We start from the raw sequence: 10,895 nt of genomic DNA, 5'->3' as shown, positions 1-10,895 counted from the left end.
GTGCCCGATGCTAGCGGCGGTCGGGTTTGGTCACTCGCCGCCGCAGACGACTCAGCAAGGACTCGGGGGTGAGAGAGAAATAGACGCTTAGGGCGATGAGGAGAAGGGGCAACGTCATCACTGCCCCCAATTGATCAAAGACAGCCGCACCTAGCGAGATCATGATTATTGCAAAGGTAGGCTTCACCCACCCGCCCTCGCGGTCAGGGTCGGCCCTCCCGCGAATATCGATGTCCGCCATCTCCGCCATCACCTGGAGCTGCGGTGGGCCGTCGACAAGCAGTATGTAGCCAAGGTGGTGCCGACGGGTGAGGAGTGCCGGCCCGACGTGGAGGCCCGTTGACGTCACGGTCAACGCTGGCACGGGAACGGCCGATCTCCCAGAGTGGGACCATGAATCCAGCAGTTCGATCACCGGTGCTCCGACATCCAAGTTGAGCGGCTGAGCCCCGAAGGCGGGCCGCGGGATGTCGCGGCTGCTCCGGCTGAGCACCTCTACCGTGACCAGGTAGGGCTGGCTCAGCGGCCTTCCCTTGTGGAGCACCTCAATTCCCTCGCTGATCTCGGGCTCTGACCGGAGCAGAGACACTGCCGACGGCATGGTGATGTAGAGGACGCGGCGGGGGTTGGCCGAGCGGAAAGCTGCCCACGCCCCTACGGCGATGGCCACTACCGCCACCACGACGGCCGCGATGGCCCAGAAGGTGCCTGATCCGTACCAAGGCGCAACGGTGGAGTCAGACGGTTCCAGTGACATGCGGCAATCAAAGCAGGTAGCTCACCCCTCGGCCATGAATCGGTGCTGCCGTCGCTACACGTCGTCCGAGTCGGCTGACACGACCTGCCTGGCTCAACGTCGGCTGAGTAGCGGAATGTCTGAACTTTCCTAATAAGCGATCAGGGTTGGCACGCGGATTTCGAGGCCGGCGATGATCACGTCGTCGTCTTTCCCGGACGCGTTTCCCGCTACACCAAGGGCGATCGCCCGGGAAGACAGGCTGCCATGGAGCACTGCCGGACTGTCGGCGCAGCCGATCATCATCGGGACTGGGGCGAATGAACGCGGACGAGTCCCGCTCGTGGCCCATCCCGGACGGGCCAGTTATGAGCGTTCGGGGGCCGCGACGGCGTGTTCGGCGGCGCGGCTGACCTGCTCCCAGCCCGCCCAGGTGTCCATCCGTCGGCGGGCGATGTCGAACGCCAGGTCGTAAACCATGCTGCCGAGCAGGAGCCGCAGCGGCGGCTCGTCGCTGTCGACCAGTTGCAGGAGCGCCTCGGCGGCGAGCCGCGGTTCGCTGTCGATCGAGCCTTCCGCCCACTGGCGCTCCAGCTCGGCACGCAGTGGCGCGTAGGCGTCCATCGGGGTGGTGGCGCGCAGGTTGGTGTAGAGGTCGGTCCAGTATCCGCCCGGCTGCACGATGCTGAGCCTGATGTCGAAGGCCGCCGCCTCCATCGCCAGGGCCTCGCTCATGCCCTCCAGGGCGAACTTGCTCGCGCTGTAGAGGCCGGTGCTGGGGAAGCCGCCGAGCGCGGCGATGCTGGAGACCTGCACGATGTGGCCGGACCGTTGGGCGCGCAGGTGCGGCAGCACTGCCTGACTGACCCAGAGCGCGCCGAAGAGGTTGACCTCGAACTGGGCGCGCGCCTCGGCCTCGGTGAACTCTTCGATCATGCCCATGGACAGGGTTCCGGCGTTGTTGACGACGATGTCGAGCCGGCCGAAGTGCGCGACGGCGGTGTTCACGGCGGCGATGACCGCCGCGCGGTCGGTCACGTCGAGGGTCAGGGCCAGCAGCCGGTCGGCGTACTTCTCGTCGAAGTCGGTAGTGGCGATGGTCCGGGCGGCGGCGACCACCCGGTCACCCCGGTCGAGTGCGGCGTCGGCGAAGGCGCGGCCCAGGCCGCGGCTGGCACCGGTGATGAACCAGGTACGCATGTGTTCTCCCAGCGTTTCAAGACGAGACGGTCCGTCTCGCGATGGACCGAGACTAGGCCCGTGACGTCGCCGCCGTCAAGACGAGACGGTTCGTCTCGTCCGCTGGTATCGTTCTGCCCATGACGCCCAACACGGCCCGCCGGAGAGAGACCTCCCGACGCGCCATCCTCACCGCGGCCTTCGACCTGCTCCAGGAAACGGGGTACGCGAAGCTCAGCATCGAGGGCATCGCCGCGCGGGCCGGCGTCGGCAAACAGACCATCTACCGCTGGTGGCCGTCGAAGGGCGCTGTCATCTTCGACGCCTTCCTCATGCTCAGCGAGGCCACCGAGGATGGGCCGCCGGCGCTGCCGGACACCGGCGACCTGGCGGCGGACCTGACAGTGGTGCTGCGCGCGACGGTCGAGGAGATGAACGACCCCCGGTACGAGCAACCGATGCGCGCGCTGGCCACCGAGATCGCACTCGACCCCGAGCTGGCCGCGGCGTACGCCGAACGGTTGGACGGGCCGTTGAAGGAGGCGAAACGACAGCGCCTGCGCAGCGCCCAGCAGGCCGGTCAGATCGCCGACGACGTCGACCTCGGCGTGGCGGTGGACATGATCTGGGGGCCGGTGCTCAACCGCTGGTTGCACCGCAGCGGGCCGCTCACCGCCGAGTACGCCGATCTCGTCGTCGCCACCGCCCTCAACGGACTGCGCCCCCGCCGATCCGGCGAGTGACGATCGGTGGGACGGCTTTGCGCTGCCACAGCACGGTGCGGCAACATCAGGCGCCGTGACGGCACCAGGCACGGCTCCCGACAACGACATCCCGGCGGCCGACGACGGCACGCCTCGGTCGAGTCGGCGGGTCAGACACTGGTTGGCCGGTGCCGGGGTCACCGCCCTGGCCGCCGTCCTGGGCATCACCCTCGCCGTCCGTGGTGGCGCCACCCCGGCCTGTGCCGCGCCGCCGTCGGGCAACGCCATCCACAAGGGAACCGCCAGCTTCTACGACGCGGGCCGCTCGGGTGGCAACTGTTCCTTCCCGGGTCCGCCGGCGGACCGCCTCTACGTGGCCCTCGGGCCATCCCAGTACTCCGGATCGGCGGCCTGCGGCAGCTACCTGGAGGTGAGCGGCCCGAAGGGCAAGGTCCGGGTCATGGTGATGGACCAGTGCGGCGGCTGCGGACCCAGCAAGATCGACCTGTCCACCGAGGCGTTCACCAGGATCGCGGACCGGTCGCAGGGCATCGCACGCGTGACGTACCGGGCGGTGGTGAACCCGCCGCTCGACGGAGGCCTCACCTTCCGGATGAAGGGCGGCGCCTCGAAGTACTGGTTCGCGGTGCAGGTCGGCAATCACGGCAACCCGCTCCGCTCGGTCGAGGCGAAGGGACCGGGCGGCGGCTTCCGCAAGGCCGCCCGGCAGAGCGACAACCACTGGACCATCGAGGGCGGGATCGGCCCCGGGCCGTACAGCATCAAGGTCACCGACGTGTACGGACGCCAGGCGACCGCCACCGGCATCCGCATGGTCACCAAGCAGGTGCAACGCAGCACTGCCACCCTCGCCAGCGCATCCCCCACGCCCAGCAACTCGCCCTCGGCCCCGCCGAGCCCCACCGTCGCGCCCGCACCGACGCCGACGGAGTCGGTCGCGCCGACGGCGACAGTCGAGGCGCTCGCGGGTGCCGCCGCTCCACTCGACCGCCCCCGCTGCTGATCGAGCCGTGGCGGCACGATCGCCAGCCTTGCCGCGCGACGGGAAACCCGCCTCAGCGGAACACGCGCGCGACAAGCATCAGTAGCGCCCTGAGCAGCACCACTACGCGGTACACCGCGTAGACGATCCACACGACGAACATGCCGATGGCGCTGACGATCAGGGCGGGCCCCACGACTGTCGTTTCCTCGACCACCCAGCCGCCCGCGATCATCACTGTGACCACGACGCCGAGCAGCACGACAGCGCGTCCCACCCCCTTCGACGCCTGCCACAGGGCTGTCGTGTGCACGCGGGCCGGCTGGGCTCCCTCTGATGGCCTGGCGGGCGAGGCGACGGATGTCGGTGCCTGCGACGCCAGTTCGTCGAGTTGCCGACCTGCGGCGCGGTCCCGTTCGTCGGCGGAGTCACGCAGGACCGCCTCCACGGCACGCAGGTCGTCCCGATCGCGAAGCAGTCCGGTACGCGGATCAGCGAGGAGCAGCACGGGAACGGGAGGTTCCTCGTCTGCCGAGCGGGCCAGCACCCACGCTTCGCCGAAGCCCTTGAGCTGCCCCGGTTGCCGCACCGTGACGATCCCGGACACCAGGCTGATCCGGGGCGACTCCGGACCAGCACCGATGACGAGGTCGGTGCCGTCGATCCTCGCTTCGTCGTCGAGCAGGTCCCGGCAACTCTCGGTGAAGTGCCGAACGACAGTGGTGACGATGCCGACCACCACCAGGGACACGACCAACACGATGCCGCCGAGCAGCTCGTTGTGCTGTGTCGCCACGATGGTGAGCGACAGCAACGGGACGAGGACGAGCAGGTACCAGCCGACGAACAGCAGGGCCCTGCGCCGGTCCAGCCACCGCTTGAGCCGGGCACGGTCGGTCTGGTCCGGAAAGTGCCGCAGGGGAACACCGCTGGTCGGCGGGATCGGTGGCCGGAACAGGGGGTGGAAGCGCTCACCCGCCAGCAGCGCCAGGTCCCGCGTGAACTGGTCCTCCTTGTAGGCCACCTCACCGAGTTCGAACAGTTCGACGGCCGCTTGGCCGTCCACCGGGCTCTTCTCGGTCAGCGGGACGCCCAGGCTCACCCCGGCCGCAGGCACCAGGAGCAGACGTGGACCCCGCAGCATGCGTCGGACGGCGGTCGCGGGCGCGTCGGCGGTCCCGGGCGCGTCGGCGGTCGCGGGCGCGTCGGCGAGCACGACCGCGGCAACCTCGTCCCACAGCAGATGGCGGTTGAGCTTCGGAATCCGCACCGACAAGCCGTGCGAGTCGACATCGACGCGAAACGGCACCACCGCGTCGCGCACCAGCCGGCCACCTGTCGCCAGGCCGAGCGCCACAGCCGCCGCGCTCAGGAACAGGCCGACCCAGGCGATGTCCATTAATCCGTACGCGATACCGACAGCTCCGGCGAGCAGCAGCATCCCGAACACCAGGGGGACGAGACGGTCGAAGTACGGTCGCCGTACCTTCACCAGCTCATCGTCCAGCACGAGGTCAAGCCGGCGTCGCGACAAACGATGTGAACCGGCACGGGGCGACGGCATACCAGTTCAGGCCCAGTTGAGGCGGTGGCGCAGGAGGGACCGTTCGGCAGGGTTGGTGGCGAGGGCGAGGGCGCGTTCGTCGGCCGTCCGGGCCCGGGCGGTGGCGCCTAGGTCGCGGAGCAGCTCGGCTCGGGTGGCGTGGAACAGGTGGTAGTCGTCCAGTTCCCTGGCCAGGGCATCGACTTCGGCGAGCGCGACTGATGCTCCGCTGACGTAGCGCAGCGCGATTGCCCGGTGGAGCCGGGTGACCGGTGACGGTGCCAGGCGCAGCAGCAGGTCGTAGAGCACTGTGATCTGGGTCCAGTCGGTCTCCTCCCAGCTGGTGGCCTCGGCGTGGCAGGCGACGATGGCGGCTTGCAGCTGGTACGGGCCTGGCCTTTTCTGCGTAGCTGCTTGGGCGATCAGCCGGCCGGCGGCGGCGATGGCGCGCAGGTTCCAGAGAGATCGGTCTTGGTGCTGGAGCTGGATGATCTCATCGTGCCGGTCGAAGCGGGCGCTGGTTCGGGCTCGGTGCAGCCGGATAAGCGCTAGCAAACCGGCGACCTCCGGTTCGGTGGGCATGAGCTGATGCAGCAGAGCGGCGAGGAACTCGGCGTCGTCGGTCAGGTCGCGAGCTTGGGCCTGGTCACCGCCCGTGGACAGGTAGCCCTCGTTGAAGAGCAGGTAGATGACTGCAAGGACCTCGGTGAGCCGCGAGCCGAGATCGTCGGCCGACGGGATCCGGTACGGGATGGCCGCGTCGCTGATTTTCCGTTTGGCTCGGGTGATGCGCTGCCCGACGGTGCTCTCCGGGACGAGGAACGCTCGGGCGATCTGCGCGGTGGTCAGACCGCAGACCACCCGCAAGGTGAGGGCGACCTGGGCGGCCCGGGGCAGAGCCGGATGGCAGCAGGTGAAGATCAGCCGAAGCCGGTCGTCCGCTGGCGGCTCGACCGGCCACGCCACCAACGCCATCTTCCGGCGGTGGCGCTGCTCGCGGCGGAGCTGATCCAGACCGCGGCGACGGGCCACGGTGTACATCCACGCAGCTGGCCGGTCAGGAATCCCTTCGACCGGCCAGTGGGTCAGCGCAGCCTCGATGGCGTCCTGAACGAGGTCCTCGGCGGCGCTGAAGTCACCGACCAGATGCACCAGGGACGCGGCGAGCTGGCCCGCGTGATCGCGGACCACGCGGGCCAGCTCAGCGTACGTCGGTTGGCTCATCCGGCGATGGGGCGAATCTCCACCACCGGACAGGCTGGCCAGGACTTGGCGACCCGCAATGCCTCGTCAAGGTTGGCCACCTCGATCTCGGCGTAGCCGCTGACGATCTCCTTACCTTCCACGAACGGACCATCGGAAACCAGCGGCTCGCCCCGGTCCAGCCGCAGAGTGGTGGCGGTGTCCGGCGGCATCAGGTAGGCATGATGAGTGATCTTGTCATGGTGGTCGGCGAACCACTGCTGCACGCGGGCGTAGGCCCGGTTCCGCTCGGGCTCATCCATGGCGGCCAGGTCGGCGGCGAACTGCGGCGTGTCGACGAACATCAGCACGTACTTCATCGTTCCTCCAACGGCGGTCAACGGGACGAGGCGGGTATGCGCCTCCACCAACCAGACGACCAGCGAGGGTCCCAATCCGACAACCAGCCGAACCTGTTTCCGGGTACGTGTCAACAACGGTCAGCGACGCCCCTCGTACCATCCGACGATGATTTCGGAGACCTTCGATGCGCGCGGCGGGCTCACCTACGTTGACCGCCTCGACGTCACCCGAGGCAACCCCCTCAGGGCCGTCCGACGGATGGCCTGGCCGACAGTGACGCTGCACGCCGACGACAGGACGCTGACCTTCACGTCGCGTTCCGGATCGGACACCCTGGAGCAGTTCAACGTGGCGGCGCTGGCGCACCATCCGTTCTACCGACGGTTCCCGCTGTCGGCGACCGCCGTCTCTTTCGACGTCGAGGGACGCGACCAGATCCTGCTCTTCTGGACTCCCCGCGCGGGCGCGGTCCTGCGTGCACTCGACAGGCTGGGCTGGGACGCCGAACAGCCCGAGCCTTGGAACCCGTACGTCTGAGCCGGTGGTCGTGGGGTAGCCCGCGGCCCGGCGACCCGCCTTCGTCACCGTGCGGAGCGACGCCTGTCGGACGAGTACGGACTGTGACGAAAGAGAGAAGGGACACCCTCCGAGGCCCGTTGACATGCGTTTCGAGCGAGTGACAGCGTTGTCATCGACTCATTTCCTCCATTTGAGACGAGGAGCGCATCTTGCTCTATCGGAACTCACCCCGCCGCAGCGCGACAGCAGCCGCCGCCGTCGGCATTCTCATCACGGGGCTGGCGCTCGCTCCGTCCGCGCCGGCCCAGGCGAGCCGCCACCGGGCGCAAGACGGAGCCGTACGGTCGGGTGGCGCACGCTTCGAAGTGCTGTCCCCGACCCTGATCCGCACCGAGTACCAGAAGGACGGCAGGTTCACCGACGCCGCCACGTTCAACGCCATCGGGCGCGACGATTTCCCCCGCACGCGTTTCACGAAGCACGTCGACAACGGCTGGCTCACCATCGACACCGGCGCGATGACGCTGCGTTACCGGGTCGGCTCGGGCGCGTTCACCGCCGACAACCTCACCGTGCAGCTCAAGACCGGCAAGCAGGTCGTGCAGGGCCAACCCTGGGCCGGCCACACCGCCCCGACCTGCGCGTTCGGCGCGCTCTGCGAGGCCGAATCGCTGCAGTTGAACGGCCCCGGCGTGGCCACCGACCACCAGGGATTCACCGGACGCGGCTTCGCGGCCGGCTTCGCCTCGTCCGGCGACTCGATCACGTTCGCGCTGGACGCTCCCGAGGGCGGCACGAAGCAGCTCGCCGTCCGCTATGCCAACAGCACCGGCGGCGACGGCCAGAACGTGGACCGCACCCTGACTGTCCAGGTCGACGGCGACGCCGGCCACACGCTGACGCTGCCGCCCACCGCGAACTGGGACACCTGGGGCCTGGCCACCGTGCCGGTCGACCTCACCGCGGGCCGGCACGAGATCAGCGTCGTACGGGGTTCCAACGACTCCGGCAACGTGAACGTCGACAGCCTCGCGGTGGTCAACCCGGGTGATTCGTTCCCGGCGCCGACCCCGCCCGAGCCACAGCCCCTGCGGTTCGGCTCGCTGGCAGAGGCCGAGACCGGCGCGCTGACCGGCGGCGCGAGGCCCGCGAACGACCACAACGGCGCTTCCGGTACGGGATTCCTGGCCGGCCTGGAAAGCACCACGTCCGCCGACACGCTCACAGTGACTGATGTTCCGTCCGCCGGTGACTACCAGGTGCAGATCCGCTATGCCAACGGTCAGGCCGGCGCCCAGCCGAGCCAGACGCGCACCATGTCGGTCACCGCGGGAACCGCGGCGCCGGTCATGGCGACCCTTCCGCCGACCAGCGGATGGGACTACTGGAACACCGTTTCCGTCCCGGTCCACCTCAACAAGGGCACCAACACCGTGACGCTGGGGTGCCCCACTGACGCCAGCTGCAACGTCAACGTGGACACGGTCGCCATCACGAGCAAGGCCTCCCCGCTGCTCGCCCCGCACGCGCCGCTCGGCGGCTACCGCCGGGGCCTGGACGGCGTGACCGGTCCCGCCCTCACCGCTCCGGGCCTGCTCTACCAGGACGGCTGGTACCTGCTCGACGACTCGGCCTCGGCGCTGAGCACCACCAAGCCCCGGCCCGCCGCCGAGCAGGACGGCTACGTCTTCGCGTACGGGCAGGACTTCACTAAGGCTCTGAAGGACCTGTCGACCCTGACCGGGCCCACGAAACTGCTGCCCAAGTGGGCGTACGGGGTGTGGTACTCCGAGTACTACGACCGCACCGCCACCGAGTTCCAGAACCTGGTGACCCGGGCCAAGGCCGAGGGTGTCCCGCTTGACGTGCTCGTCCTCGACACCGACGTCAAGGCGCCGGACAAGTGGAACGGCTGGAGCATCGACCCCACCCGCATCCCCGACCCGAAGGCGTTCTTCGACTGGGCCAAGAAGCAGGGCCTGCACACCGGCATCAACATCCACCCGAGCATCCTCGGCTCGGACCCGAAGTTCGCGCAGGCGCAGGCCACCGCGAAGGGCAAGCTCCAACGCGTCGGCTGCAACGGCGGCCCCGACTGCTACGCGTTCGACTTCGGCGACCCGGACCAGCTCAAGGCCTACATGCAGCTGCACGACGGGATGATCCCGAAGGGCACCAAGGGCCCGGACCTGTGGTGGCTGGACTGGTGCTGCGACAACACGAAGTCCTCCCTCGCCGGGGTGACCGCCGACGCGTGGATCAACCAGCAGTACGCCGACAAGACCGGCTTCGCGTTCTCCCGGGCGTACGGCTCGTTGCAGGCCGGCGGCTACAGCAGCCCGACCCCGGTGTCGACCGGACCGTGGGCCGACAAGCGCACCACGCTGCACTTCACCGGCGACACCACCTCCGACTGGTCCACCCTGCAGATGGAGGTCGGCTACACGCCGGGCGAGTCGGCAGCGACCGGGCTGGCCGCGGTCAGCCACGACATCGGCGGGCACACCGGCGGCCTCCAGGAGCCGGGCAGCGAACCGGGCAGCACCAAGCTGCCCGACGACCTCTACGCCCGGTGGGTGCAGTTCGGCACGTTCCAGCCGATCGACAGGCTGCACTCCAACCACAGCGACCGGCTGCCCTGGCAGTACGGCCCGGAGGCGAACGCGTCGGCCAAGAAGTTCCTTAACCTGCGGAAGAAGCTGCTTCCGTACACCTACGCCGCCGCCAAGGAGGCCACCCGCACCGGTACGCCAATCGTCCGCTCGATGTACCTGGCGTACCCGAATGAGCAGGCCGCCTACGCCACCGCCGGTTCCCAGTACCTCTACGGCCCGGACTACCTGGTGGCACCCGTGACGACGCCCGGCACCACCGCCACCACGTCGGTGTGGTTCCCGCCGGGCAACAGCTGGACCGACATCTTCACCGGGAAGACGTACCGGGGCGGCACCACGCAGAACATCACCACCACGCTGGACACCATGCCAGTGTTCAAGAAGCACTGACGTTTCTAGAGATCCGGACGGCCGGGTGGGGGCAACCCCGCCCGGCCGGTTCGTTTGGTTGGGCTGGATTTAGTGTCGGCGAGGTCGGCGGGCCAGGGACAACCAGCCGAGGAACCTGGCGTGCATCGCCGGCAGGTCCGGACGCAGACCCAGGCCGTACATGTCGTCGGTTGCCTCCTGCATCGACGCGGCCAGGTAGAACGCCAGCGCGATCGAGTGACCGTAGAACTCGGTCACGAGGGCGAGCTGCGCCGGGCTGCACGGCCAGGGCGCGGCGCAGTTGCGGCACAGCCACGCTGGACGCATCGGCAGGTGGGGGCGAGGGCGCGCGGTCACCCGACCCGCACCGGATTCCGGCGGCGTTTGGCGGGCCTGGGCTGTTTGACGGGCAGGTCCTGCAACCGCACGCCCGCGCGCATCACGTACAACTCGCGCCGCGCCACAGCGTCGCCCGCCGCGTTCAGCTGGTAACCCTCAATCCAGACCCATCCGTCGTACGTGTGCCGCTCGGGCAACTCGCGGATGACGCGTACGAAGATCGGGCGCAGGAACTGCACGCTCGCCGCGGCGGTCAAGAGGATCACGTCGCCGGCCTTCATCTTCCCGGGTTTGTCGTCGGGCACGGTCTCCCCTTGGTGCCGTTGGGAAGGGGCCGCTCCCG

11 protein-coding genes are annotated in these 10,895 nt (G+C 68.9%); 4 read left to right on the top strand and 7 right to left on the bottom strand.

The genetic code is table 11. From position 1 onward, the window contains the following. Positions 1-10: 10 nt before the first annotated feature. Both OG992_RS28915 and OG992_RS28910 read right to left on the bottom strand, forming a co-directional pair. Positions 11-757, bottom strand: coding sequence for a hypothetical protein (locus OG992_RS28915; protein ID WP_266304802.1), 747 nt, complete (start codon positions 755-757; stop codon positions 11-13). Between the two features lie 345 nt (positions 758-1,102). Continuing rightward, a complete protein-coding gene (locus OG992_RS28910) occupies positions 1,103-1,936 on the bottom strand; it encodes an SDR family oxidoreductase (RefSeq protein ID WP_266304801.1) in 834 nt (277 codons plus the stop codon). 119 nt (positions 1,937-2,055) lie between these two features. On the opposite strand from OG992_RS28910, the gene OG992_RS28905 reads away from it, so the two are divergent. Together OG992_RS28905 and OG992_RS28900 are read left to right on the top strand one after the other, a co-directional pair. After that, the gene (locus OG992_RS28905; RefSeq protein WP_266304800.1) at positions 2,056-2,658 is read left to right on the top strand and encodes a TetR/AcrR family transcriptional regulator; all 603 of its coding nucleotides are present in this window, start codon (positions 2,056-2,058) and stop codon (positions 2,656-2,658) included. A 55-nt stretch (positions 2,659-2,713) separates the two neighbouring features. After that, the gene (locus tag OG992_RS28900) at positions 2,714-3,643 is read left to right on the top strand and encodes an expansin EXLX1 family cellulose-binding protein (protein WP_266304799.1); all 930 of its coding nucleotides are present in this window, start codon (positions 2,714-2,716) and stop codon (positions 3,641-3,643) included. Positions 3,644-3,695: 52 nt separating this feature from the next. Here the strand turns inward: OG992_RS28900 and OG992_RS28895 are convergent, their stop codons facing one another. From OG992_RS28895 to OG992_RS28885, 3 genes are all read right to left on the bottom strand, one after another. Then, positions 3,696-5,114: a hypothetical protein gene (locus OG992_RS28895; RefSeq protein WP_266304798.1), complete on the bottom strand. Its 1,419-nt coding sequence runs from the start codon at positions 5,112-5,114 to the stop codon at positions 3,696-3,698. Positions 5,115-5,192: 78 nt separating this feature from the next. Further along, entirely contained in the window at positions 5,193-6,389 is a 1,197-nt protein-coding gene (locus OG992_RS28890; RefSeq protein ID WP_238687263.1) for an RNA polymerase sigma factor, read from the bottom strand. After that, the gene (locus tag OG992_RS28885) at positions 6,386-6,727 is read right to left on the bottom strand and encodes a YciI family protein (protein WP_238687262.1); all 342 of its coding nucleotides are present in this window, start codon (positions 6,725-6,727) and stop codon (positions 6,386-6,388) included. The genes OG992_RS28890 and OG992_RS28885 overlap by 4 nt, the downstream gene beginning before the upstream one ends. 148 nt (positions 6,728-6,875) lie before the next feature. Here OG992_RS28885 and OG992_RS28880 point away from each other — a divergent pair, with 148 nt between their 5' ends. Beyond that, complete coding sequence (locus OG992_RS28880) at positions 6,876-7,247, top strand: hypothetical protein (RefSeq protein ID WP_266304797.1); 372 nt, start codon at positions 6,876-6,878, stop codon at positions 7,245-7,247. A gap of 191 nt (positions 7,248-7,438) precedes the next feature. Further along, positions 7,439-10,234 (top strand): TIM-barrel domain-containing protein, encoded by a 2,796-nt coding sequence (locus tag OG992_RS28875; RefSeq protein WP_266304796.1) that lies wholly within the window; start codon positions 7,439-7,441, stop codon positions 10,232-10,234. Positions 10,235-10,303: 69 nt separating this feature from the next. Here the strand turns inward: OG992_RS28875 and OG992_RS28870 are convergent, their stop codons facing one another. Together OG992_RS28870 and OG992_RS28865 are read right to left on the bottom strand one after the other, a co-directional pair. After that, a complete protein-coding gene (locus OG992_RS28870) occupies positions 10,304-10,540 on the bottom strand; it encodes a hypothetical protein (protein ID WP_266304795.1) in 237 nt (78 codons plus the stop codon). A gap of 26 nt (positions 10,541-10,566) precedes the next feature. Next, positions 10,567-10,833 (bottom strand): hypothetical protein, encoded by a 267-nt coding sequence (locus OG992_RS28865; protein ID WP_266305290.1) that lies wholly within the window; start codon positions 10,831-10,833, stop codon positions 10,567-10,569. Positions 10,834-10,895 lie beyond the last annotated feature (62 nt).

The sequence above is a fragment of the Micromonospora sp. NBC_00362 genome, assembly GCF_026342155.1.
Taxonomy (GTDB): domain Bacteria; phylum Actinomycetota; class Actinomycetes; order Mycobacteriales; family Micromonosporaceae; genus Micromonospora; species Micromonospora hortensis.
The sequence above is the reverse complement of the archived record's forward strand: the minus strand, read 5'-3'. Positions and strand labels throughout refer to the sequence as shown.